Consider the following 23,727-nt stretch of genomic DNA (forward strand, 5'->3'; position numbering starts at 1 on the left):
CGCCGAGGCCATCAGCAAACTTAGCACAGCAGCGGCAGGGATCCGCAAACACAGCCAGCTCCTTCCCCCCTTTGGTGGGGACTCAAGGTACCAAGGATCCCCACTCCTCCAGCCCCAAGACCCGGCTCTCCCCTGGGCGGGCCGGCACCACCTCGCCAATGGGAAAGGCTTCGGGGAGCAGGGATCTCAGCCGATTTTCCGCCTCAGGAGGGATCACCAGCACATAGCCTACCCCCAGGTTGAAGGTGTTGAACATCTCCAAGGTCTCCACTTGGCCTTGCTCCTGCAGCCAGAGAAACTCCGGTGGGATGGGCCAACTGTGGGGCTCTAGCCGCGCCGCCTGCTCCGGAGCCAAACAGCGGGGCAAGTTTTCTGGGATGCCGCCGCCGGTGATGTGGGCCATGCCGTGGAGGGGGATCCCTGCTGCCTGCAGCCGCTGCACTGCCTGGACATAGATGCGGGTGGGAGTGAGAAAGACCTCCGCCAAAGGCCGATCCCAGCCAGGGGGTTGGTGATCCCAAGGCCAGCCCCGCTCGGCCACAATGCGCCGCACCAGGCTAAAGCCGTTGCTGTGCAACCCGCTGCTGGGCAAGGCCCACAACCGATCCCCAAGCTGCACCCGCGAGCTGTCGAGAACGTCTGCCCTCTCGACGATCCCGACGCAAAAACCCGCCAGGTCGTACTTGCCGGGCGGGTAAAACCCCGGCATCTCTGCCGTCTCCCCCCCCAGGAGTTGGCAGCCGGCCTCCTGGCAGCCCTCCAAGATGCCGTCGATCACCTGCCAAAGCGCTTCCGGCTCCAGCTTGCCGGTGGCAATGTAGTCCAGGAAAAACAGCGGCCTGGCCCCCACCGTCAGCACATCGTTGACACACATGGCCACCAGGTCGATGCCCACGCCGCGGTGCTGCCCCCACTGCTGGGCGATCTCCAGCTTGGTGCCCACTCCATCAGTGCCGGCAACCAGAACCGGGGCCCGGTAGCCCGCCGGTAGCTCCAACAAGCCGGCAAAGCCGCCAATGCCGCCCAAGGTTCCTGAAGAACCTGAAGACTGAGCTTGAGAGCCTTCAACGCGCTCCCGGATCCCCTTGACAAAAGCGCGTCCGAGTTCAATGTCAACCCCTGCTGAGCGGTAGTCCAAGATGCCGAAAATCCTTATGCTGACGGGACTTGGGCTTTTGCCCTTGGCCGGGCAAGCTTGTCAACTTCGAAACCTATGGTACATTAACTTCTGTTTTACTGTCGCATTGGACGTTGTACAGGAGTTTCGAGAGGAGCGCGGCCTCATGCGAAATTGGAAGCGGCTTGGACAGGGACTGGCTCCCGCCCGCCAAGTGGGCTTGGTCGGCTGTCTCTGTGTTACGGCCTTCAGCTTGCCGGCAGGTATGTTGGGCAGCCCAACCTCGCGGGCGCAAGCCTCAACTCGCAGCGGCTCCCCTAGTGCCAGAGCAACCCAGCTATCCCCCAAAACCCACTCCCTCTCCCCGGCAACTGACCTTGTCTCTCCCCCCCAACCCAACGCTCCCCCGCCAGCCAAACTCGGCACCTTGAACCCCCAACACTCGCAGTCTCTTTCCCTGGCTCGCCGGGCAATCCCTTCTCGGCCAATGGAAGAGCCCATCCTCAAGATCGGCGAACAGCAGCAGTCGTCCAGCCAGCCTGTCTCCACCCTCTACGACTACCAGATGGACGGGCGGCAGGTGGTCACCGTCTACGTTCGGGATCTCCCCGTTGTCAGCTTTGTCGAGCAGCCCGGGTTGGAGTCGCCGCTGCTGCGGGCCAGCTCCCTCGTGGCCCGGCTCAACCAAATGGCCCAGGGATCCCTGAAGGACACGACCATTACTCTGGCTTGGGCAGAGCCCCAATCCGGGGATCCCCTCTACGCGGTTCGGGTAAACGACGAGGAATTGCTGCGCATCGACGAAGGAGTGCTGCTGCTGGATAACCAACGCCCGGTGGATACAGCGGTTTTGGCTGCCAATCGTCTGCGCCGTCTGCTGCTGGATGCCCCTCCTCTTGCCCCTTCGGCCCTGCCCCAGCCGGCCACCCTGACTGCCGCCAAAGCCACCGCTGCCCGCCGATCAGAAACTCAGGCCCAGGCGCAACCGGACTCTGTCCGAGTGGTCGGGCCTGTGCAAGAAGGGATCGCCTCCTGGTATGACCTGCACCCCACCCGCCACGAGATGACAGCTGCCCATCCCACCCTCCCCTTCGGCACCGAGGTGCGGGTAACCAACCTGGACAACGGGCGCCAGGCTGTCGTGCGCATCAACGATCGCGGCCCCTTCATCCCCGGTCGGATCATCGACCTTTCCCTGCGGGCGGCGGAGGCCCTGGGGATGGTGCGCTCGGGGCTGGCGCCGGTGCGCCTGGAAGTCGTGCAGCGCTAGCTAAGGCACGGGCGAAAAGCGCTTGGAATCGGGCGAGTAGTGCCAAGCAATGCCGTCCGGATCCCGGCTGCGGCTCCACTCGGGAAACCCACTCTTGAACTTCCAGTAGGTGATGGCGGAGACCACCACCCCCAGCCGCTCTGCCAACTGAGTTTGGTTGAGGGGGCGCAGCGTCGCCCGCGGCACTGTAATCGCCTCTTCGGCAGCGGCAGGGCTGGGCGGCGGGGCAGGACAGGCCGCCGCTGCGGGGGGCTCGGAGAGGGTAGCCGTAGCTGTGGCTGGCGGCTTCTCCCCTTCTAGCAGGCGACTCCGGCTGGGCTCCTGGGCCCGCAACAAGCTAAACTGGCTCAGCAGGCCGACATTTTCCAGGTTTAGCAAATCTTCCAGGTTAGAAGTCTGATGAATCAGTTCCAGCTCGCGGTGAAACTCTTCCTCCAGCACCCGTAGGTAGTGCTGCCGCTTCTGCTCCGACTCTGCCTCCTTGAGCAATCCTAGGGCGAACTTGAGGTTCGAGAGGGGCTCACTCAGATCTTGCAAGAACTTCTTGAACAAAGTGCCCTTGACCTCTGCAAACTGCTGCAACTGCTGCAGCTTCTGTCGCAGCTCCTCCAGCCTTTTCTCCTCCAGCCTGCGGCTTTCTAGGCTCTGCCGGTGGTTGTGCAAGGCAATTTCGATGGCGGTGTAGAGCTCCCGCTCTTTGAAAGGTTTGATGATGTAGCCAAAAGGCTGTGTCTCCTTAACGCGAGAGAGAGTGTCCTCATCAGCGTAGGCCGTCAGGTGCACCACCGGAATGTTGAAGCGCTCGGCGATCCGCTTGGCGGCTTCAATACCGTCGAGATCCCCTTTCAAAACGATGTCCATCAAGACCAAGTCCACCGACATTTCCTCCAGCCATCGGATCGCTTCTTCGCCAGAGGACGCGATGGCCGGCACCGCATAGCCAAATTTTTTCAGGACGTTGGCGATATCCTTGGCGATGATCTTCTCGTCTTCGACAACCAGAATGCTGCCTTTGGCAAGCATGGGAACTTTCTTCAAGGCTGGCTCCTCGGAAAGGTAATGATGAAAGTGGTACCCGACTTGTTTCTCAATTCTATCTTGCCCTGGAGCTGATCGGTGAGAGTTGCAACCAGTTGTAAACCCAAAGATTGAGTTTCCTTGAAATCGAAGTTGCTGGGCAGGCCAATGCCGTTGTCAGAGACGCGCAACTGAGTATAAGTACGGGTTTGCTTAAAGTGGACGTCGATCTGGCCGCTGCGGCCTTTGGGAAAGGCGTATTTGAGGCTGTTGGTGACCAGCTCGTTGATGATCAGGCCACACAAAACTGCCTCATCGAGGTTGAGGCGGATCCCTTCGGCGCGGATGCTGGCGCGAATGATCTCGGGGTTCACGCCGTAGGAGTGGAAAAGATTAGAAATTAAATTGTGGAGGTACTGCCTCAAATCCACAGCAGCCAGGTTGTTGGACTGGTACAGGCCCTCGTGGATCAAAGACATCGCCTGAATGCGGCTGCCGGCGTCCTTAAAAACGCGGGCATACTTGTGGCTTTTGATTTGATCCGCCTGGAGCCGCAGCAGGCTGGAGATGATTTGCAGGTTATTTTTGACGCGGTGGTGGATCTCCCGCAGCAGAATCTCTTTTTCCTGCAGGGCCGCCTGAATCTGCAGCTCCGCCCGTTTTTCTTCGGTAATGTCTTCAGAGATGCCGATGATGAAGAGGTTTTTGCCTTCGGGATCCCGCACTGCTGAGACTGCCAGGCGACACCAAACCACCTTGCCGCTGCGGTGGATATAGCGTTTTTCCAGGTGGTAGCGATCCCGTTGGCCGTTCAAAACTTCCTGGAAGAGTCGCCAATCTTCCTCGAGGTCGTCCGGGTGGGTGAGGTCGCAGAAGCTCTTGTTGACCAATTCGGCGCCGCTGTAGCCAAGGATCTCTTCCAGGGCGGGGTTCACCTTGAGGTAACGGCCCTGCCTATCGACGATGGAAATGCCCAGGGCCGACTGCTCAAAGATGCCCCGCAAACTCAGCTCGCTTTGGCGAAGGGCTGCCTCGGCTTGCTTGCGCTCGGTAATGTCCAAAATTTGGCTGAGAAAGTAGCTGGGATCCCCTTGGGCGGTGCGCACCAGGGTGATGCGGAGAAGGGCATAGACAATTTGCCCGTTCTTGTGAATGTAGCGTTGCTCCTGTTCGCAGTGGTGCACCTCGCCGGCCAGCAGGCGGTTGGTGCTCTCCAAGGTGACGGCGATGTCGTCGGGATGGGTGATGTCGAGGACAGTTTTCCCCTCGAGATCTTCTAGGGTGTAGCCCAGGGTTTCGGTAAAGGCGGCGTTGATTTGAAAATAGGTGCCATCCAGGTGGGTCATGGCCTTGGCGATGGGGGACCACTCAAAGGATTGGCGGAAGCGTTCTTCGCTTTCTTTGAGGGCCACTTCTGCCTCGACGCGGGCGCTGATGTCGATCACCTGGTTGAGAAACTGGGTGGGCTGGCCGGCTCCATCGGTAAGCAGGGCGGCCTGGAACAGCACATGGACAACTTGGCCGGAACGGTGGATGTAGCGAATCTGCCGCTGGCTGATGGAGACTTTGCGTGTCAAGAGAGCCTCGTTAGCCGCCAGCAGTTGGTTGACATCGTCGGGGTGGAGGATGTCCAGTTGTTGCCGACGCTGCAACTCTTCGGGGGTGTAGCCGACGATCTGGGCAAAGGCCTCGTTGACCTGGATAAATCGCCCCTGCAGATCCACCAGAGCAATGCCGTTGGGAGCCAGCTCAAAGATCTGCCGGAAATGATTGGCGCTCTGTTGCCAGGCTTGCTCTATACGACGACGTTCGGCTTCCAGTTGCTTGGACTCGGTGATGTCTTCGGCGATCCCTGCCACCCGGTAGACCTTGCCCTCTTTGTCGAGGATGGGAAAGGTGCGTTCTCGCAGCCAGAGGAGGCGGCCATCGGGGCGGCAGAGGCGAAAAACCACATCGGTGGGTTGGCCCTGAAGTTGGGCTTGAAAAATGGCGGGGAACAGCCAGCGATCGTCAGGGTGAATGCGGCGCATCCAGGCCTGGGGATTGGCGTAGGCCTCTGCAGGGGAAAGGCCCCAAATGGCTTCACAGGCGGGGCTGACGTAAATCAGCTCTTTGCCGCAGAGCGTTGAAATCCAAAACAGTTGCTGGCTGTTCTCAGCCAGTTGCAAAAAACGATGTTCGCTCTCTCTGCGGGCTTCTTCCAGTTGCTGTTGCCGTTCTTTAAGCTGGCGGGAGGCTGTAATATCGGTAACAAACCCTTCAAAATAGAGGGGCTCCCCCTGCTCGTTGTACAGGGCGCGGGCGTTTAAAGAAATCCAGATTTTTTTGCCGTCCTTGCGGCAGACCTGCTGCTCCGCGTGCACGACCTGGCCTTCCTTCAGCATGCGCTGTACGAACTCAGATCGCTGCTCTGGATCGCCGTAGATCTGAGTGCCGATATCGGAGACGTGGCGCATCAAATCTTCCGGGGATTCGTAGCCGAAAATATGGGCCAGAGCCGGGTTGGCCACCAGATATTTCCCTTCTGGAGTGGTTTGAAAAATCCCTTCGACGGCGTTCTCGAAGATCGGCTGGTAGCGGGCGGCGGTGCTGCGGCTGTGCTGCAGTTGCGTCTGGAGCTGCTCGAGGGCTTGTCGCTGCTCCTGGGCCTGGAGCAGGATGTGTCGCAGGCTAAGGGCGATGAGGTCGATCTGTCCCCGTTCGGGGAGGCTCAGTTGGCGGGGGCGCTCCCCCAGCAGGTAAAGTGTTGCCAGCCGCCTCCCTCCCTCATCCAGCAGGGGAAAGGCTTCCTGAAAGGGCCAAGATCCGCCGATGGGGTTGGGCGGCTCGTTGCCGGGGATCTGCTGGGGGTTGGGGTAGAGGATCCCTTTTGCAGGCGAGTCGGAATGGGATCCCGGCTGGACCAGTTCTAGATAGACCCAGGGTACGTTCAGCAGTTGCCCCAGCAATTGCAACAGCGGGTACAGCGCCGCAGCGGACTCTGTCTTCAGTTCAGTTGGAAGGGACAGCTCTTCCCTGGCGGCGGCCTGCCCGGCAACACAACCGTTCACAACGGATCTTGGTGACCTAGAAATGGGAGGCGACATGGGAAAAACTCGGCTGGGAAGCTAGCTCTACCCAGTCCATCAGGATAGATGGGGGGTACCTGTTGAGTTGGTCTTCACAGGGCAAAAAGCAAGGGATCCCCTCCAGGTACGCCCGTTCTGCACCCCCTATCTATACTTTAGCGATGCTCTGGAGAAACTTTAGTGAAACATGCTGCTGACGGAGCTGTCTTCGTGAATGCGCCAGATCGCTTCTCCCAGCACGCTCGCCACCGAGAGGACGGTTAAGCCTGGAAAATGCCGCTCTGGAGGGATGGGGATGGTGTTGGTGACGATCACCTCTTCAAACAGCCCGCCCTGCAGGCGTTCGATGGCGGGATCGGAAAAGACCGGGTGAATGGCGCAAGCGTAAACCGCCTTGGCTCCCGACTTGCGCAGCAACTTTGCCCCTTCGGAAATGGTGCCCGCCGTATCGATCATGTCATCCACAAGGATGGCGATTTTACCGCGCACATCGCCAATGAGGTTCATGACTTCCACGTCGTTGTGGGCCTGGCGGCGCTTGTCGATAATCGCCAGCGGGGCTTCCTTGAGTTTTTTGGCAAAGGCGCGAGCCCGCGCTACTCCCCCTACATCGGGAGAGACGACCACAATATCCTCGTCGAGCAGGCCTTTTTCTTTGAGGTAGGCCTGCAGAACCGGCTGGGCATAGACGTGGTCGAGGGGGATGTCGAAGTAGCCCTGGATCTGGGCCGAGTGGAGATCCATGGCCAGCACCCGGTGGGCTCCCGCCTGGGTGATCATGTTGGCCACCAGCTTGGCGGTGATGGCTTCCCGTCCGGCGGTTTTGCGGTCGGCGCGGGCGTAGCCGTAGTAGGGCAAGACGGCGGTGATCTGGCGGGCCGAGGCGCGGCGGCAGGCGTCGATGATCACCAACAGCTCCATCAGGTGATCGTTGACCGGGCGGCAGGTGGGCTGCACCAAGTAGACATCGGCACCCCGGATCGACTCCTGGATTTGGATGTACAGTTCCCCATCGGCAAAGCGCTTGCGCAGTATCGGGCCCAGATCCAAGCCCAAATATCGAGCTACCTCCTGGGCCAGGGCGGGATTGGCACTGCCGGAAAATATCTTAAGCCGGTTGCTCTCAGAAACAGGCGGCAGGGGGGAGGGGCGAAGAAAAGGGGCAGAGCGAACCACAGATCGGTATTGAACTCGTCCGTAGCTAGCGCCCAAAGGCACGCTCCGTTATCGTAGCATTAGCTTTTCCCACCTCAGCAACTGGGTATTTCTTCATACTAATCCCCAGGGAATGCAGCGATGGGCTCCCAAGATACCGTTTCGGGATCCCGGCAGCAGGTCTTGCGGGGGTTGCAAGCCTGGCTGGAGCTGGGTTTGCTGACGCCAGAGCAATTTCGCCATCTGGTGGAGCAGTATCGGCTGGAGCGCCAAGCGGAGGAGGAAGAGCGGAAGGCAGCAGCAGTCTCTCCCGGCAACGGGATCCCGGCCAGCCTGGGCTCGGCCTACGTGCTCTGGATCTTGGGTTTGTTCGGCCTTTGCGGCCTGCACCGTTTTTACCTGCGCCGCTGGCGCACAGGGCTGCTCTGGCTGCTGACTTTTGGGCTGTTGGGGATCGGTCAGCTCTTGACTTGATTTGGATCCCGCAGATGGTGCGGGAAAGAAACGCTCGCTTGGCCGGCTCTGGGGTTGTCGCGCCGGGAGAAGAGCCCCAACCTGTTCGCGCTGGCGGGACGGAGTCCTTGACCGGCGAGCCCTCCTCTCCCCCGGAGATGGCTGTATTGTTGCGCAACTTGCTGTCTGAGCTGAGCGTGGCTTGGCTGCTGCTTTTGGGCCTGTTTTTGGTGGTGGTGTCTTCGGGGGTGCTGGCGGCCAGCCTCTGGGAAGAGTTTTCCCCGACAGCTCAGTACGGGGTGCTCTTGGCCTATACGGCGGCGTTTGGGGTGGGGGCGGGGCGGCAGGAAGGGCTGCGTCTGACAGGCCAAACCCTGGAGGCTATTGCCCTGCTGCTGCTGCCGATCAACATGTGGGCGCTGGACGGGCTGGGGATCCCGTGGGGGATCCGGGTTGTTGCCTTGGGGTTACTCATAGGGATCCCCTTGGCGGTTTGGCGACGGGCTCGCTTGCTGGGGGTGGGTTCCGCTTTCTACGAGACATTGGCCCATTTTTTGGCTCTCTCCAGCCTGCACCTCTTCTGGAGCCTGGGGCCGTCGGAGTTTCGTCCTACTGTTGTTCTCGGGATCCTCTATCTGGGGGTTGTCGGCGCGGTGGCCTACACCTGGAGCCGCCGCTTGCTGCAATGGCGGGGAGCGAGGCTGTGGCCAATCGGGGCGGCTGGATCCCTGTTGATCTGGCGGGGGTTGCTCTCGGGGCAGGTGCAGGTGTCGCAGTTGGGGTTGGGCGGATCCCTCTTGCTTTTGAGCTTTCCCCATCCGGCAATTCGCTTTTGGCATTTGCTGTTGAGTACTGGCATCCTGGCCTGGTAGCTACAGCAGAAGTCCGGGGTTGGCAATGGGTGGGTGTTCCTGACCCATGCCTACTGGCTGGGGGCGCTTCTGGCCGGGATCCTCTGGCTTGGGCCTGACTCAAGCCTGTCTGCTTGGGGGGGTATCCTGCTGCTGCTGGGCTTGCTGCAATGGGCGGGACGGGTGGCGCTGGGCGGGCGGTTGTCGGCACCGGCAGGACAGAGATTGCGGCTGTGGCAGCAGAGTGCCGTTCGCGGTAGCGGGACGGAGTCCTTTGGCATGGGGCTGGTGCTGCTGGGATCCAGCTACCTCGTGTTTTTGGCGCAGGGCGCGGAGTCCATTGGCTGGCTGTGGCTGGCGGTGCCCTTGGTTTTGAACCCACGGGCAACTGTGGGCAGGGTTTTGGCTGGTGGGGCTGGGCTTGGCTTTGGGAGTACTGGGTCTGGCGCTGCGGGTGCGGGCCTACCTGTGGGCGGGCACCCTAGGCTTTGGCCTGGGCGTCTTGCGGCAGGGATGGCTGTTGATAACGACTTACCCCGCTGCTGCTGTGGGGCATGGGCATCCTGCTGGGCCTGCTTCTGATTTGGACGGCAGCCAATTTTGAGCGGCGCCGAGAACAGGTGGGATCCCGGCCCTCTGCCTGGATAGAGCAACTGCAGAGCTGGGAATAGAGATAAACTGGTGCCGGCGTCGCTCCATCAGATATGGCCCTCTTCCTGCACAGCGCCGATCCAAAAGTGCCCCCCCAGTCAAGGTGGAAACGGCTCCTGCAGCAGATCTTGTCGCTTTGGCGGGAGTTCGACGGCATCTTGCTGGCCACGGTGCTGGCCTTGACGGGCATCGGCATTGTTGCCATCCGCAGCGCTGTCTGGGAGCGCCCCATCAGCCACTACTGGCTGCAGCAGTTGATCATGGCCGGGATCAGCCTGGTGTTTTTGGCGATGGTGGCGCGGATCCCCTATGAGCGGCTGCTGCGCTGGCACTGGTTTACCTATGGCCTGACCTTGGCGGGCTTGGTTGCAGTGCTCTTTTTCGGCACGGCAGGAGGGGGGGCGGAGCGGTGGATCTCCATTGCCGGCGTCCAGGTGCAGCCTTCCGAGTTTGCCAAGTTGGGGGTCATTATTACCCTGGCGGCCATTTTGCACCACTGGCCGATCAAATACTTCAGCCAAATTTGGGTGGCCGTTGCCGTCATCGCCCCTCCTTGGGTTTTGATCTTCCTACAGCCCAACTTGGGCACGGCCCTGGTGTTTGTGGCCATCTTGCTGGCCATGCTCTACTGGGCCGGGGCCAAGGGCAGTTGGATCCTTTTGCTGCTGTCGCCGGGGGTGGGGGCCATCCTCTACGGCCTGCACACCCGCCCCGAGCTGAGCTGGATGCTCTGGGTCTGGCTGATCTGGTGCTTGGGCATGGCGAGCCTGGCGGCTTGGCGGCTGCCTTGGCGGTGGACAGGAGCGATGACCTTTGGAGTGCTCAACCTGCTCTCTGGGCATCTGGGCCAGGTGGCCTGGCACATCCTCAAGCCCTACCAGCGGCGGCGGCTGGAGATCTTCATCGATCCCATGCAAGAGCCCTGGGGATCTGGCTACCACCTGATTCAGTCCCGCATCGCCATCGGGGCCGGCGGGCTCTGGGGCCGTGGCATCCAGCAGGGCACCCAAACCCAACTGGACTTCATCCCCGAGCAGCACACCGACTTCATTTTCTCGGCCATTGGGGAAGAGATGGGCTTTGTCGGCACCCTGACGGTGCTGATTCTGTTTTGGATTCTCTGTGCACGGCTCATCTGGATTGCCCAGGGGGCCAAGGACAATTTTGGCTCCCTAATTGCCATCGGGGTGCTGGCCATGATCCTCTTTCAGGCAGTTGTCAATATCGGCATGACCATCGGCCTGGCCCCCATCACCGGCCTGCCCCTGCCTTTTTTGAGCTATGGCCGCTCGGCTCTGCTGACCAACTTTCTGGCCATTGGCCTGGTGGAATCGGTGGTCATGCACCGCCAACGCACCACCTTATTCAGGTAATTTCAAGAGTTTTCTTCTCCCTCCTTTTCTGGCGACGCTGGCTCAGGTCGGTAGCCATGCCGCTCCGCAGCGCTCTCCTATCCGCGCGCAACGCTGCTGACGAGCCAGGGATCGACCCCTGCTTCTACTCCCTCCTAGTCTTTTCGTCCTCTCTCCTGGAGGGCCCTGGCGCGGTTGAGATCTCGATGCACCTACCCCACTTGCCTATGCGGTGGGGTAGTCAGACGCTGCCCAAAACCCCCTCCCGCCTAAAGAGCTGGCACGACTGCAACGCCTGCGGCAAGGGGTGTAAATTGCCAACGCGCCAGCACTAAGATGGGGACATCGAGTCCTGGGTTGTCAAGCTCCCATGTCGCCTCTCGATCCCGCGCTTTACTTTGACCACAGCGCCACCACTCCGCCTCGGCCGGAGGTGATCGAGGCCATGCGGCTGGCGATGCAGGAAAGTTGGGGCAACCCCTCCAGCTTGCACGCTTGGGGCGAACGGGCGGCCATGGCCATGGAACGGGCGCGGCAGCAGGTGGCCGAGCTGCTCAACTGTGAGCCGGAGACGCTGCTGTTTACCTCCGGCGGGACGGAGTCCAACAACCTGGCCCTGTTTGGGGTGGCGCAGCGCTACTCCACTCCCCAGCACCTGATCATCTCCAGCGTCGAGCACGCCTCGGTGGAGAATGCCGCCCGCCGCTTGCAGGCCCAAGGCTGGAAGGTAACCCGCCTGCCGGTGAACGCCGCCGGCCAGGTGGATCCCCAAACCCTGCTCCGGGCGCTGCAGCCCACCACCGTGCTGGTCTCCATCGTCCACGGCCAGAATGAGGTGGGATCCCTGCAGCCCATTGCCGAGCTGGGCCGCCTCTGTCGCCAGGCGGGAGTTCTCTTCCACACCGACGCGGTGCAGACGGTGGGGCGGATCCCCTTGGATCTGGCGCAACTGCCGGTGGACCTGCTCTCCCTGTCTGGGCATAAGCTTTACGGGCCGCAGGGGGTGGGGGCGCTCTACGTACGCCCGGGGGTGGAGCTGCAACCGCTGCTGCGGGGGGGCGGGCAAGAACGGCGGCTGCGAGCTGGCACCCAGGGGATCCCTGCCATTGTCGGTCTAGGGGTGGCAGCGGCCTTGGCAGCCCAAGAGCTGCAGCAGGAGACGGCCCGCCTGCGGCAGTTGCAACGGCAGCTGGCCCAGTTGCTGGCCTCTGTGCCAGGTTTGCGGCTAACTGGCCCCTCGGATCTGGAGCAACGCCTGCCCCACCACCTCAGCTACTGCACTGCCGCCATGCCGGGGAATGTGCTGGTGAGGGAGATGAGCCGCCAGGGGATCGCCATCAGCGCCGGCTCTGCCTGTAGCAGCGGCCAACGGATCCCCAGCCGCATCCTTTTGGCCATGGGCTATTCCGAGGCCGAGGCCCTGGGATCCATCCGCCTCAGCCTGGGCAAGGCCACCACCCAAGCCGCAGTTGAACAGGTGGCGCAGTCGCTGCGGGCTCTTCTCCTCTCGGCTGCGGGCGCTGGATCCCTTGAGGAGAAGGCAACCCAACCCCTGCCAGCGGCTCCTGCCGCTGAGTTGGCGGCTGGGCTAAGGTGATAGAGAGTTACAGGGCTGGTCGTTATGGCTGAGATGAGTCCCTATCAAGTGTTGGGAGTCAGCGAAGAAGCCTCCTTTGAGGAGATCCAATCGGCGCGGGCACGGCTCCTGGCCAGCTTGGGTGCGGATGAACAGCAGCAGGAGCGGGTGGAACAAGCCTACGACGCCATCCTGATGCAGCGCCTGCGCCTGCGCAAGGAGGGCAAGATCGCCGTCCCCGACCGCATTCGCTACGCTGAACAGCGGGCTGCCCGTCCAGAGACAGAACCGAGTTTGCCCCGTCCCGCTGCCCAAAATCCCCCCTGGATCAGCCGCTGGCTGGATAGCCCCTCTGCCCCGGATATGCTCTGGCCCGCCGTGTTGCTGGGAGGACTGGTGGGTTGGGTTGTCTTGGCTCCCGATGAGTATCCCTCCCTGCAACTGGCGCTGGGGCTGATGGCCTGTATCTATTTCCTGTACCGCAAAGAGCGCCGCTTCCTTCGCGCTTTTCTCTTGGCGCTGGCAGGACTGAGCCTGGGACTGATGTTGGCCTACGCCATTGCCCTTCCCCTCACCGGCGGCGATGCCCCCGGCGCCCTGTTGGTGGGGATCACGTTTGCGGTGATGTGGCTGGTCACCAGCTTTCTGCGCTAGCTGGGGGGCTTCAGGTACACATTCCTACATATGTGCTGCCTGTCCATCTAAGTCGTTCCCTAACTCCCCTCTCCCTGAGGGAGAGGGGTTGGGGGTGAGGGCAGGAGCGCTTGGGTCGGCCCCTAGTTGGATTTGACCAGGCGGGGATCCGTCAAGGTCTTATCTGCCGAAGCGCCGCTGCCGCGACTGATAGCTGAGCAGGGCTTGGTGAAAGGCGGCGCGGTCGAAATCCGGCCAGAGGATGGGGGTGAAGTACTGCTCGGTGTAGGCCATCTGCCAGAGCAGGAAGTTGCTGATGCGCATCTCGCCGCTGGTGCGGATCAACAGGTCGGGATCCGACAAGCCAGTGGTGTAGAGAAATTGGGAAAAGAGGGCCTCGTCGATCTGATCCGGTTGCAAAAGCCCCTGCTGCACCAGGGTGGCAATCGAGCGGCAAGCCTGCACGATCTCCTGTCTGCCGCCGTAGTTGAGGGCCACCGTCAGGCAAATGCCCTCGTTGTGCTGGGTGCGTTCCACCGCATGCAGGATCGTGTCCTGCAAAGATCGGGGCAGGGCCGACAACTGGCCGGCAAACTGGATGCGCACCCCCTGCTGCACCATTTCCGCCAGTTCCTGCCACAGCACCTGCTCGAACAAGGTCATGAGGAAATCCACCTCCTCGCGGGCGCGGCCCCAGTTCTCCGTGGAGAAGGCGTAGGCGGTGAGGAGGGGGATCCCCCAATCGTGACAGCAGCGGAGCAACTCCTTCAAAGCCGCTACCCCGCGCTGATGCCCGACACTGCGGGGCAAGCCTCGTTTTTGCGCCCACCGCCCGTTACCATCCATGACCACTGCCACATGGCGGGGCAATAACTGCGGATCTAGGTCGGCAGGCAACTGCAGAAGATGGACAGGAGAAAGGGTCATGCGGATCAGTCTTTAGGAAGGGTTTTCTCAGGTTTGCGAAGGAGTTTGGCTAGATCTGGCAGGGATCCCCACCAGCGCAACAGCCCATTGTGAATCCACGGGTGGGCCCACAATCCCTGCAGAGGAGCATCCCGTTTTTTGGCTTCGCGCGGATGGCGCAACCGCTGCACCAGCAGTTCGTGGAGCTTGGCACTGGTCAGAGGTCGCTCGAGGCGTCCGCCTTCTGCCAGTGAGATGGATCCCGTCTCCTCTGAGACCACAATACACAAGCAATTGGCCTGTTCTGTGATCCCCATCGCCGCCCGGTGCCTCGTGCCCAGTTGGCGAGAGGCAGTTCGCTCCGAAACCGGCAGGATCACCCCTGCCGCGCGAATCCGATCCCGATGGATAATTACAGCCCCATCGTGCAGGAGCGTCGAGGTCTGGAAGATCGTCTGTAAGAGCTCCCGGGACACCCGCGCCTGGAGAGGAACCCCTTTATCGGTGAACACCCGCGAGTCAATGGGCTGATCTGGCTCGATGACAATCAGCGCCCCTGTCCGATTTTGGGAGAGTTCTCGCACCGCCTGCACCACCTCCTCCACCAAATCCTCCTTAGGGTCATCCTCGTCATCGTCTGTGCTGTTCGGCCACTCAACGCAGATGGCCCTCGCCAGTTGCTCCAGGAGCCGCCGAAACTCCGGCTGAAAGAGTACCCCCATCGCCACAGCCGCGGCCAGGAGCAAGCGATCCAAAATCAGGTGCACCAGCGGCAGCGAGGCGGTGGCCAGATACAGGACCAGCAGCACCATAAACCCCCGCACCAGCACCCCGGCCCGGCTCTCGCGGGTGTAATAGAGGGCCAAAGCCAATAGCAAGACGGCCAGAGCCCAGTCCAACAGGCTGAGAACATTAAATTGCTGTAGCCAAGCCCATAAGGCCGCCAGCATGCCGAAAAACCCCGTTCACGCTCCCCTCGTTGCGGACCCTTTGCCTACGCCATCCTGCGCCCCAGAACCTTTTGGCTCCGGAACCCCTGTTGGACTGCGGCCCCCTGACCAGCCTACCACTCACCTCCTACCTGTCTTCCAGTCTTTCCTGCCCCAGAGCCAGCGGGGTCGCCGCTGCAGAGAAAGCCGGGCCCCGCCCTCAACGGCAACGGTTACAGGCAGCCGTCTCTGCCCTTCACCGCTGCAACCGCTCCGGTAAGATGTCCTGACGGATCAGATCTGCATAAGTTTCCCGCCGCAGGATCAACTGGGCCTTCCCTTGGTTGACCAGCACTGCCGCGGGCCGAGGAAAGCGGTTGTAGTTGGAGGCCATGCTGTAGTTGTAGGCCCCAGTGGCCAACACAACTAGGACTTCGCCGGGCGCTGGGTTGGGCAAAAGCACATCTTTCAAGAGCACATCCCCCGACTCGCAGTGTTTGCCGGCCACTGTCACCCGCTGGGTGGCCTCGGCCTCGGGGCGGTTGGCCAAGAGGGCGGTGTAGCGGGCCCCGTAGGTGATAGGGCGGGGGTTATCGGACATGCCGCCGTCGATGGTGACGTAGAGACGCCCTTCGGGAAGGTCTTCGCTGGGCGGGATCCACTTCTTGCCCCCCAAAGTGTAGGCGGTTACAGCCGCTGGCCCAACCACAGACCGTCCAGGCTCGCAGAGCACCTTGGGCAGCGGGATCCCGGCGGCGGTGAAGCTCTGCTGCACTGCAGTGGCCACGGCTTCCACCCACTCCGGAATGGAGGGGGGATCGTCGGATTCGACGTAGCGGATCCCTAGTCCGCCGCCCACATTCAGCTCCTGCAAGGGCAGCCCCTTCTCCAGCCCTTGGCGCCAGACCTGGGCCAGTACCCCTGCCAGATCCCGGTGGCCTTGTAGGTCGAAGATCTGGGATCCGATGTGGGCGTGGAGCCCGACGCATTGCAATTGGGGATGGGCTGCCAAAAAATCAAATACCTCCGGCAGTTGCCACTGGCCGATGCCAAATTTGCTGTCGGTTTGGCCAGTGCGGATGTACTCGTGGGTGTGGACGTCAATGCCGGGGTTGACCCGCACCAACAAGCGGGCCGGTCGTGCAGGGGTAGCCAGAGCGGCCAGTTGCTGTAGCTCGTAGAGGCTATCGGCCACCAGGGTGCAGCCCACCTCCAGGGCCATGGCCAGCTCCTCCGCCGACTTGGCGTTGCCGTGCAGGTAGAGCTCCTCACCCCTGGCTCCTGCTTGAATAGCGGTATAGAGCTCCCCGCCGGAGGCCACGTCCAGCCCCAGCCCTTCTTGTAAGGCCAAAGCGCAGATGGCCAAGCAGTTCCAGGCTTTCGTAGCATACAAGACCTGGGATCCCCCAGGGTAGCAGCGGGCCCAGGTGTCGCGGTAGAGCCGGCAGGCGTGTCGCAACGTCCACTCGTCCAGGATGTAGAGGGGAGAGCCAAACTGGCGCACCAGCTCTACCACGTCGCAGCCGCCGATTTCCAGGTGGCCCTGGCTGTTGGTGCGGCTGGTCAGGGGCAATAGCGACTGGTTGGGAGAAACTTGTTCGACGGAGGTGGAAGTGCCGAGGGTTGAAACCATAGGGACAAGTGAAGGGACTGTCCTCCACCCTATCAAGTTTTCTCTCCAGTTTGGCCAAATGCCCTCAAGCCCCTTGTTGCCAGCAGCCCCCGCAAGGTAGGGCATGATGTCTTGCCGGGAACTCCCTCCCTGTTTAGCTCCCGTCCCCAAGACAGCTCTTCTCGCCTGGATTCGATCTTGGGCAGCACTTTCTGCTAATATAGGAAGCCAGTGTCCAAGGGTCGATGCCCGAGTGGTTAAAGGGGGCGGACTGTAAATCCGCTGGCTTATGCCTACGTTGGTTCGAATCCAACTCGGCCCACCATGCCGCCCACGTAGCTCAGTGGCAGAGCACCCCCTTGGTAAGGGGGAGGTCACGAGTTCAATCCTCGTCGTGGGCTTACGTGCAGGCTCCAAGTTCCGCCGCTTGAGGTTTCTCTTCCCCTGGCTTGACGATCTCGCCGCTGAGGGAAAAGGCCCGTGTGGCAGTGATGCGCACTGGCACCAGGGATCCCTGCAATTGCTCGGGATCGCCGTCGAAGAAGACGATGCGATTGCCGCGGGTGCGCCCCATGGCCTGGCGGGGGTTTTTGGGATTGGGGCCTTCCACCAGCACCTCCTGCACCTGGCCCAGCAGCCGGGCGCTGCGGGCGGCAGCCACCTCCGCGACCAAGCGGTTGAGCCGTTGCAGGCGGTCGCTTTTTTCCTCTTCCGGCACCTGGTCAGGCCACTCGGCTGCCGGCGTGCCAGGGCGGGGAGAGTAGGCGGCAGTATTGAGGAAATCAAAGCCGATATCCTGAACCAGTTGCAGGGTTTCCTGAAACTGGGCTTCCGTTTCGCCGGGGAAGCCGACGATGGCATCGGCGCTGATGGTGGCCTCGGGCATGTACTGGCGGATGAGCTGGATGAGCTGGCGGTAGCGCTCCTGGGTGTAGCCCCGCCGCATCCGCTTGAGGACGGCGTCGCTGCCCGCCTGGAAGGGGATGTGGAAGTGCTCGCACACCTTGGGCAGCTCGGCACAGGTGGCGATCAGCTCTTCAGTAAAGTAGCGCGGGTGGCTGGTGGCAAAGCGAATCCGCTCGATCCCTTCCACCGAGTGGACAAAGCGCAGCAGGCTGGCCAGGTTGGTCTTGGGATCCAGATCCCGCCCGTAGGCGTCGATGTTTTGCCCTAGCAAGGTGACCTCGCGGTAGCCGGCCCGGGCCACGTCCTCAATCTCGGCGCGGATGGCCTGCGGCTGGCGCGACTGCTCCCGTCCCCGCACCAACGGCACAATGCAGTAGGTGCAGCGCTCGTTGCAGCCGTAGATGACGTTGATCCAGGCTGTCACCCGGCTATCCCGGCGGGGCTTGGTGATGTCTTCCGGGATCTCGACAGGCTCGGTGGCCACCACCTGGTTGCCCGCCTCCACCTGGGCCAGCAGATCCCCAAGGCGGTTGACGTACTGGGGGCCCATGACCAGATCCAACTCGGGGACGCGGCGCAGCAACCTTTCCCCCTCCTGCTGGGCCACGCAGCCGGCCACGATGAGCTTGATGGCTGGGTTTTTCCGCTTGCGCTGCGCCTGGATGCCCAGGTAGGAATACACCTTTTGCTCAGCGTTATCGCGGATGGTGCAGGTATTGAAGAGAACTAAGTCTGCCTGCAGCTCGTCTTCGGCGGGCACATACCCCAGCGACTCGAGGATCCCGGCCATGCGCTCGCTATCGGCCCGGTTCATTTGACAGCCGAAGGTGATGGTGTAATAGGTGGGAGCAGCCATCGCAAGACCAGAAGACAGGGTCAGCAATCTCTACCTTTTTTGAGCTTAGCGGATCCTTATGGGGCGGTAGCGGCAACGTAAGGGTTGGGGGGCAGATCCCTCTCCCTTGGCTCCCTCTGCGCGGCCCAGGCTGGTTTGCTAAGCAGTGTCCCTCAGCAGAGTAGCCACTGAGCTAGGGCGCGTCAGTCGGGCATGAGGGCGTGAACTTGCTTGCGGCCGTTGGGGTAGAGCAAGGCGCGCTTGGGGCCGTGGATGGGATCCTCCACGATAATGGTTTGGTCGCGGCTGGCTCCCAGGGAGACGATGGCAATCGGCACCTGCATCAACTGGGCCAAAAACTTCAGGTAGTCGTAGGCTTCGGGAGGCAAGTCCTCAAGGGAGCGGCAGTCTTTGGTGGAGCACTTCCAGCCGGGCAGGGTTTCATAAATGGGCTTGCACTGGGCAAAGACGCGGGCATCGCTGGGAAAGTGACGGATCTCGCGCCCCTGGTACTCATAGGCCACGCACACCTTGATCTCGTCTAGGCCGTCCAGCACATCCAACTTGGTGATGGCCAAGCAATCCAGGCCGTTGATCCGCACGGCGTAGCGCCCGATTACGCCGTCGAACCAGCCGCAGCGCCGCTGCCGCCCGGTGGTGGTGCCAAATTCGGCTCCCGCCGCCCCCAGGTAAGCGCCAATCTCGTCCTTGAGCTCGGTGGGGAAGGGGCCTTCGCCGACGCGGGTGGTGTAGGCCTTGGCTACCCCAATCACCCGGTCAATGCTGGTGGGGCCGATCCCGGCCCCCACGCAGGCGCCGCCGGCGATGGGATGGGAGGAAGTGACGTAAGGGTAGGTGCCGTAGTCGAGATCCAACAGCGTGCCCTGGGCCCCCTCAAAGAGGATGTTCTGCCGCTCCTCGATGGCCTGGGTGAGGAGTAGGGCAGCGTCGGTGACGTAGGGGCGCAGCCGCTCCGCGTAGGCCAGGTATTGCTCGATGATCGGCTCGGGATCCAGAGGGGGTAGGTTGTAGATTTTTTCCAGCAAAACGTTCTTGTAGGGAATGGCCCAACTGAGGCGCTCCCGCAGTTGGTCGGGGTACATCAAGTCCACGACGCGGATGCCCATGCGCTCGGCCTTGTCGGCGTAGGTAGGGCCAATGCCTCGCCCGGTGGTGCCCAGCCGGTAGATGCCGCGTCGCTCTTCCTCGGCCACGTCGATGACGCGGTGGTAGGGCAAGGTTACGTGGGCTGTCTCGGCGATGTAGAGGTTGTGGGTGGAGATCCCCAGTTGGTGCAGTTGGTCGATCTCGGCCAGCAACACCTCAGGGTCGATCACCGTGCCGCTGGCGATGATGCAGCGCTTGTCGGGGTAGAGGATGCCGGAGGGGATCAGGTGCAGCTTAAAGATTTGGCCCCCCACCACCACGGTATGTCCTGCGTTAACCCCGCCTTGGTAGCGGACGACCACATGCGCCTTTTCACTGAGGAGGTCGGTGATCTTACCTTTTCCTTCGTCGCCCCACTGGGCACCGACAACCACAACGTTTGCCAAGGGCTTCTCCTACAGTCTCTGAACGGCACAAAAAATCCCCTTTGCGGGGTCGCTGCACTAATTTACCGCATTGCTCCAGGCAGTGTTGAGGGCTTCGGACAAAAACGTTAACAATCGATTAATTTCGACCCCTCGCTAGGGCAGCAGCCCGCTCCCTTTAGCTCCCCGGCTTGAACAGGCCAATGGCGGTGACCTGGTTGGATCCCGCCGCAAAGGCAAAGGACAGGCCAAGGGCGTCGTAGTTGACATAGTAGCGATCGTCGCGCAGATATTCTCGGCTCCCCTTGGGGTAGGGCACCACCTCGTTGTAGCCGTTCTCGCCAGGCCCGCCGTAAATGGCGATCACTTCCGAGTAGGTGGAGCCGATACGGATCCCTTCGCCAGTCATGGCTTCGGGTTGGGTGGTGTAGATGCGGTCGGCAAAAAAGCTATTGAGAACGCCCGGACGGCGGTAGGCAAAGAGGATGTAGTCCTGCAAGTAGAAGATCTTCAGGTCGCTGTTGGGCTGAAATACATTTGCCCGCGATTCGGCCGGGATCAAATCCACGTTGCCCAAGAGGTGGGTATCGACGTTGCGGGTATCCATGCCCAGGACAAAGCGACCAACACGGCCCTCTTGCACCAGGACGGTGGGGCGGGGGGGAGGGCTGGGGCGGCGGGGCAGGGCCAGCGCTTCTAGGGCGGCCTTTAGCCAGGCGTTCTCATCCCCCTCCACCTTTTGCAGGGGCACCAAACCCTGGGCTAGGGAGCGTCCATCGCCTGTCTTCCAGGTGGCCACGGCCAGTTCCACCGCCGCGCCAGAAGGAAGGGCAAAGAAGCGGGTCTGGCGTTCGCTGCCTTGAGTGGGTTGCCCTACTATAACGGTGCTGCCGCTGGCTCCCAACTGGGCCGCCAGGAGGGTGGCCCCCTGGCGGGTGTTGCCGTCGACCAGGACGGCCGATGGGATCCCAGCAGCCAGTGGCAGGTTTTCGCTGTTCCAGGGGGTAGGCTGGCCAAAGCGGTCTTCGGTAACCAGCAGCGGCTGCACGGAGCGGGGCAAGAATAGGCGTGCCACATCCGCTATCACTTGCGGGTCATAGCCCACCGAGCTGCGCAGGTCGAGGACAATGCCTTGGCTGTAATCCTGGGTGTAGAGGGCTTGGCGGATCTGCTGGGCTGTGGCAGGGGTGAGCTCCGGCACTGCCAGGTAAACCTGGCGCGGCCCAATCTGACGCGCCTGCAGGGGTGGACGAGGGCGGTTGAGCAAGTCCCTGAAGCTTTGGGGATCCCAGAAGCGATCGGCGGGATCCCCGTATTCGCGCAGAACCTCTCGAATCAGCTCGTACTCGACTTCGATGGGCGGACGGGGATCGCTGTAGGTGCGGGCCAACAGGCGGGTGTAGAGGTCGTTGTAGTTAACCGCAGCGGCTTGCTTGCCCGCCTGCCAAGACTCGTTGATGAACAACTCCACCAGATAGCGCAAATCCTGGCCCATTGCTGGCAAAGGAGGAGCTGCCGGGATGCCCAGATCGGGCGACGCACCCTGGAAGGGAGAAATCCGATTCGCAATCGGATCCTCAACTGAGGGCATGACCGGCACAGGGGGCAAGGCCGCTTGCCCCATCACTCTGCCAGAAAGGACTCCGCTGAGCGCCCCGACTGTGCCCCACACCTGAACTGCCCGCGCAAATCCCTTCATGGTGGCCTGCCCTTGTTTGCAGATGCTGTGAATAGGATAAACTCTGGGCAATCTCCTCTACCACTGTCGGCAGGGCCAAATACTTGTTTTTTAAATCATGAGACACTACTGGTTGTCTTGCCCTCTTGCCTCTGTCTGGGCGTTTCCCGGTTCGGATCCCGAAGCAGCGCGGGTGTGCCCTAGCTCTCGGCAGACCAGATTGTGCGGATAGGCAGGGTGAAGCCGGGCAGCACGTCTTCTCCCGACAAGGTTTCTGGGTCTTCCAACAGTTCCGGCGCCTGTCCTGCTCGGTAGATCATCACCCGCTTGGCCTTGGCATCCAAAAGCCACCCCAAGCGGCAGCCGTTGTCCAAGTACTCCTGCATCTTGGCCTGGGCTTGAACCCAAGAATCAGTGGGCGAGAGGATCTCCACCACAAAGTCAGGACACAGGGGCAAGAATCCCCGGCGGGTCTGGGGATCCAGAGCCTCCCACTTTTCCAGCGGGATCCAGGCCAGGTCAGGAGAGCGGTCGCTGCCTGAAGGCAGAGAAAACCCCGTGGAAGAATCAAAGGTTTTGCCTCGGCCTGATTGGCGATTCCAGAGGGTTAGCTCTGTGGTGATCTCTGCATTCCAGTGGCCAACTTCACCGCCAGTGGGGGACATGATCACCAGCTCTCCTCGGGCAGTGCGCTCTAGCTTTAGCTCAGGATTGGCCGCACATAGCCGGATAAAATCCTCTCGCGTCAGAGTCATCAAGGGGCTGAGATTGAGCGTCAAGGCCGTCATGGCATGAACTGGACATTCCCATGCAAAACTGGATTCCAGAATAACCCCCTGCTGAAGGGCAATAGGAAGCAATTGGGAGCCCTGGCTCTAGGGCTCTAGTTTATAAAGTCTCAGTCTGGTTTGGCTCTGATTCAACGTTTTCCAGGTCTTGAGAGTAGGGGAGAGAGTCTTGCTCTGGGCAATTTCCTGCTCGAAGTGTGTCCGGGCTTGAGGATGGATCCCTGCTGCGATGGCTTGCTGCAATACCTGACGACGCACCTCTTCAGTGTGCCTGTCAAGCACCATTTTCAGAGCATAAAACCGGTTGATGGCAAGCTTGTTGAAGTGGGCCAGCGCTGCTTCGGCAAGGGATCCCTCTGCACCCCGATAGAGGTATCGCACCAAGGTATCGGCGGCTTCTATGGCCAGTTCCCCTTCCAGAGAATGCAGAGCTTCTAGATTCTTTTCCACTTCTGCCAGGGAGTTGCCACAGGATACCCGTGTCAGACCCATCGATACCCAGCCCACCAATGGCTGCCGAATCTTGAGCCAGCCGTTGAGTACTTCCATGACCCGCACTTCGGTTCCATTGGGCAGTTGACCGATAACATTGCCTGCGGCTACAGCGGGTGTCGACCGTACATTAGTCGGCGGATTGGGATCCTCTATCTGAGTAATGCAGGGCAGGGGGACATCTGTGTACAAGGTGTCGTCGATCTCAACCTCCTTGCCGGCACTGCGAAGTGTATCAATTAGCCGACTGACAACATCTTTGGGCACATCTAGCACTGTCGAGAGCCAACTTGGATTAATGCTTAGCCCTGGCTCCCAGCCCGCCTGAGCCACCACTACCCACTGACCACTGTGTTTTTTAAGCAAATAGCAGCCATCAATTACCGGAAGGTCGCCAACTCCGGCAGAGACTTCAACCAGAGCATAGTTTTCGGCAATGGCGATTGCTCCGGTTTCCAGAGGATGAACCGGCACACCGGGAGATCGAGCTGCTGCTTGTCGGAGATACTCGTTGATCAATGGGTCGGTGAGCACAGCTTGCCTTATGGCAGTGCGATCACCAGAGCTGCCGGGGTTCGGCAAGGTTTGCGCGACCCAAGTTCTCGCTGTGGCAGCTGGCAAAGCCGACAAAACTTGAAGGGAAGCTGTAGGAGCTTCTGCCTTGGATCCACCCTTGTCCAGGAATTGCGCTGTTGGAGAAAAGACATTGCCGCCCAAAAGTAGTAGCGTTGGTGCTATCGACAATGCTGATGGGATTTTCCTCAAGCTCAATATCGATCGGCAGCTTTGGGATAGAAGAGCTTGCATTTTCATCAACATCTGCTGAAATGGTTTGCCCTGCGGAGTTTTTGGAATCTACGCTCTTCTCTAGATAGCAAGCGAGATGGGATCCCGCCGCGATTGCCG

At 61.2% G+C, this 23,727-nt stretch carries 19 protein-coding genes and 2 tRNA genes; 9 read left to right on the plus strand and 12 right to left on the minus strand.

Going from position 1 to position 23,727, the window contains the following annotated elements; translation table 11 throughout:
- Positions 1–82: 82 nt before the first annotated feature.
- On the minus strand, positions 83–1,138 hold the full coding sequence (gene purM, locus ACVW0R_RS04480; protein ID WP_011431653.1) for a phosphoribosylformylglycinamidine cyclo-ligase: 1,056 nt from the start codon (positions 1,136–1,138) through the stop codon (positions 83–85).
- A gap of 145 nt (positions 1,139–1,283) precedes the next feature.
- On the opposite strand from purM, the gene ACVW0R_RS04485 reads away from it, so the two are divergent.
- Positions 1,284–2,387, plus strand: coding sequence for a septal ring lytic transglycosylase RlpA family protein (locus tag ACVW0R_RS04485; RefSeq protein ID WP_099812662.1), 1,104 nt, complete (start codon positions 1,284–1,286; stop codon positions 2,385–2,387).
- Here the strand turns inward: ACVW0R_RS04485 and ACVW0R_RS04490 are convergent, their stop codons facing one another.
- The 3 genes from ACVW0R_RS04490 to ACVW0R_RS04500 all read right to left on the minus strand — a co-directional run bounded on the left by ACVW0R_RS04490 (position 2,388) and on the right by ACVW0R_RS04500 (position 7,648).
- The gene (locus ACVW0R_RS04490) at positions 2,388–3,410 is read right to left on the minus strand and encodes a response regulator (protein WP_011431655.1); all 1,023 of its coding nucleotides are present in this window, start codon (positions 3,408–3,410) and stop codon (positions 2,388–2,390) included.
- Between the two features lie 11 nt (positions 3,411–3,421).
- Positions 3,422–6,454, minus strand: coding sequence for a PAS domain S-box protein (locus ACVW0R_RS04495; protein ID WP_240527771.1), 3,033 nt, complete (start codon positions 6,452–6,454; stop codon positions 3,422–3,424).
- 195 nt (positions 6,455–6,649) lie between these two features.
- Entirely contained in the window at positions 6,650–7,648 is a 999-nt protein-coding gene (locus ACVW0R_RS04500; RefSeq protein ID WP_099884625.1) for a ribose-phosphate pyrophosphokinase, read from the minus strand.
- Positions 7,649–7,768: 120 nt separating this feature from the next.
- Here ACVW0R_RS04500 and ACVW0R_RS04505 point away from each other — a divergent pair, with 120 nt between their 5' ends.
- From ACVW0R_RS04505 to ACVW0R_RS04530, 6 genes are all read left to right on the plus strand, one after another.
- On the plus strand, positions 7,769–8,101 hold the full coding sequence (locus ACVW0R_RS04505) for an NINE protein (protein WP_240531036.1): 333 nt from the start codon (positions 7,769–7,771) through the stop codon (positions 8,099–8,101).
- Positions 8,102–8,115: 14 nt separating this feature from the next.
- The gene (locus ACVW0R_RS04510; protein WP_457501719.1) at positions 8,116–8,952 is read left to right on the plus strand and encodes a hypothetical protein; all 837 of its coding nucleotides are present in this window, start codon (positions 8,116–8,118) and stop codon (positions 8,950–8,952) included.
- Between the two features lie 400 nt (positions 8,953–9,352).
- The gene (locus tag ACVW0R_RS04515; protein ID WP_457501720.1) at positions 9,353–9,535 is read left to right on the plus strand and encodes a hypothetical protein; all 183 of its coding nucleotides are present in this window, start codon (positions 9,353–9,355) and stop codon (positions 9,533–9,535) included.
- Between the two features lie 100 nt (positions 9,536–9,635).
- The gene (rodA, locus tag ACVW0R_RS04520; protein WP_414346054.1) at positions 9,636–10,955 is read left to right on the plus strand and encodes a rod shape-determining protein RodA; all 1,320 of its coding nucleotides are present in this window, start codon (positions 9,636–9,638) and stop codon (positions 10,953–10,955) included.
- 349 nt (positions 10,956–11,304) lie between these two features.
- Complete coding sequence (locus ACVW0R_RS04525) at positions 11,305–12,531, plus strand: cysteine desulfurase family protein (protein WP_011431661.1); 1,227 nt, start codon at positions 11,305–11,307, stop codon at positions 12,529–12,531.
- A gap of 33 nt (positions 12,532–12,564) precedes the next feature.
- A complete protein-coding gene (locus tag ACVW0R_RS04530; RefSeq protein ID WP_099813293.1) occupies positions 12,565–13,164 on the plus strand; it encodes a CPP1-like family protein in 600 nt (199 codons plus the stop codon).
- A gap of 159 nt (positions 13,165–13,323) precedes the next feature.
- Here ACVW0R_RS04530 and ACVW0R_RS04535 read toward each other — a convergent pair whose 3' ends face one another.
- From ACVW0R_RS04535 to lysA, 3 genes are all read right to left on the minus strand, one after another.
- Positions 13,324–14,070 carry an isoprenyl transferase gene (locus ACVW0R_RS04535; protein ID WP_011431663.1) on the minus strand — a complete coding sequence of 249 codons (747 nt, stop codon included), beginning with the start codon at positions 14,068–14,070 and terminating at the stop codon, positions 13,324–13,326.
- 5 nt (positions 14,071–14,075) lie between these two features.
- On the minus strand, positions 14,076–14,999 hold the full coding sequence (gene cdaA / locus ACVW0R_RS04540) for a diadenylate cyclase CdaA (protein WP_011431664.1): 924 nt from the start codon (positions 14,997–14,999) through the stop codon (positions 14,076–14,078).
- A gap of 235 nt (positions 15,000–15,234) precedes the next feature.
- Positions 15,235–16,611: a diaminopimelate decarboxylase gene (lysA, locus tag ACVW0R_RS04545; RefSeq protein WP_457501721.1), complete on the minus strand. Its 1,377-nt coding sequence runs from the start codon at positions 16,609–16,611 to the stop codon at positions 15,235–15,237.
- A gap of 218 nt (positions 16,612–16,829) precedes the next feature.
- On the opposite strand from lysA, the gene ACVW0R_RS04550 reads away from it, so the two are divergent.
- Both ACVW0R_RS04550 and ACVW0R_RS04555 read left to right on the plus strand, forming a co-directional pair.
- Positions 16,830–16,915: transfer RNA gene (locus ACVW0R_RS04550), tRNA-Tyr, on the plus strand.
- A 4-nt stretch (positions 16,916–16,919) separates the two neighbouring features.
- A tRNA-Thr gene (locus tag ACVW0R_RS04555) sits at positions 16,920–16,991 on the plus strand.
- Here the strand turns inward: ACVW0R_RS04555 and miaB are convergent.
- From miaB to ACVW0R_RS04580, 5 genes are all read right to left on the minus strand, one after another.
- Positions 16,991–18,352: a tRNA (N6-isopentenyl adenosine(37)-C2)-methylthiotransferase MiaB gene (miaB, locus tag ACVW0R_RS04560; RefSeq protein WP_011431666.1), complete on the minus strand. Its 1,362-nt coding sequence runs from the start codon at positions 18,350–18,352 to the stop codon at positions 16,991–16,993. The genes ACVW0R_RS04555 and miaB overlap by 1 nt on opposite strands.
- Positions 18,353–18,534: 182 nt before the next feature.
- A complete protein-coding gene (locus ACVW0R_RS04565) occupies positions 18,535–19,884 on the minus strand; it encodes an adenylosuccinate synthase (RefSeq protein ID WP_011431667.1) in 1,350 nt (449 codons plus the stop codon).
- 157 nt (positions 19,885–20,041) lie between these two features.
- Positions 20,042–21,562, minus strand: a complete 1,521-nt coding sequence (locus ACVW0R_RS04570; RefSeq protein ID WP_457501722.1) for a S41 family peptidase — start codon at positions 21,560–21,562, stop codon at positions 20,042–20,044.
- Between the two features lie 179 nt (positions 21,563–21,741).
- Positions 21,742–22,329, minus strand: a complete 588-nt coding sequence (locus tag ACVW0R_RS04575; RefSeq protein WP_457501723.1) for a Uma2 family endonuclease — start codon at positions 22,327–22,329, stop codon at positions 21,742–21,744.
- 87 nt (positions 22,330–22,416) lie between these two features.
- Positions 22,417–23,634, minus strand: coding sequence for an SH3 domain-containing protein (locus ACVW0R_RS04580; RefSeq protein WP_457501724.1), 1,218 nt, complete (start codon positions 23,632–23,634; stop codon positions 22,417–22,419).
- Positions 23,635–23,727 lie beyond the last annotated feature (93 nt).

It is taken from the genome of Thermostichus sp. MS-CIW-15 (genome assembly GCF_054060575.1).

What these genes read in the sequence shown, in the direction of transcription:
- ACVW0R_RS04505 (WP_240531036.1), top strand. Translation starts at nt 7,769, where the DNA reads ATGGGCTCCCAAGATACCGTTTCGGGATCCCGGCAGCAGGTCTTGCGG.
- miaB (WP_011431666.1), bottom strand. Translation starts at nt 18,352, where the DNA reads ATGGCTGCTCCCACCTATTACACCATCACCTTCGGCTGTCAAATGAAC.
- ACVW0R_RS04525 (WP_011431661.1), top strand. Translation starts at nt 11,305, where the DNA reads ATGTCGCCTCTCGATCCCGCGCTTTACTTTGACCACAGCGCCACCACT.
- ACVW0R_RS04575 (WP_457501723.1), bottom strand. Translation starts at nt 22,329, where the DNA reads ATGACGGCCTTGACGCTCAATCTCAGCCCCTTGATGACTCTGACGCGA.
- cdaA (WP_011431664.1), bottom strand. Translation starts at nt 14,999, where the DNA reads ATGCTGGCGGCCTTATGGGCTTGGCTACAGCAATTTAATGTTCTCAGC.
- ACVW0R_RS04535 (WP_011431663.1), bottom strand. Translation starts at nt 14,070, where the DNA reads ATGACCCTTTCTCCTGTCCATCTTCTGCAGTTGCCTGCCGACCTAGAT.
- ACVW0R_RS04530 (WP_099813293.1), top strand. Translation starts at nt 12,565, where the DNA reads ATGAGTCCCTATCAAGTGTTGGGAGTCAGCGAAGAAGCCTCCTTTGAG.
- ACVW0R_RS04580 (WP_457501724.1), bottom strand. Translation starts at nt 23,634, where the DNA reads ATGAAAATGCAAGCTCTTCTATCCCAAAGCTGCCGATCGATATTGAGC.
- rodA (WP_414346054.1), top strand. Translation starts at nt 9,636, where the DNA reads ATGGCCCTCTTCCTGCACAGCGCCGATCCAAAAGTGCCCCCCCAGTCA.
- ACVW0R_RS04490 (WP_011431655.1), bottom strand. Translation starts at nt 3,410, where the DNA reads ATGCTTGCCAAAGGCAGCATTCTGGTTGTCGAAGACGAGAAGATCATC.
- ACVW0R_RS04510 (WP_457501719.1), top strand. Translation starts at nt 8,116, where the DNA reads ATGGTGCGGGAAAGAAACGCTCGCTTGGCCGGCTCTGGGGTTGTCGCG.
- lysA (WP_457501721.1), bottom strand. Translation starts at nt 16,611, where the DNA reads ATGGTTTCAACCCTCGGCACTTCCACCTCCGTCGAACAAGTTTCTCCC.
- ACVW0R_RS04570 (WP_457501722.1), bottom strand. Translation starts at nt 21,562, where the DNA reads ATGAAGGGATTTGCGCGGGCAGTTCAGGTGTGGGGCACAGTCGGGGCG.
- ACVW0R_RS04485 (WP_099812662.1), top strand. Translation starts at nt 1,284, where the DNA reads ATGCGAAATTGGAAGCGGCTTGGACAGGGACTGGCTCCCGCCCGCCAA.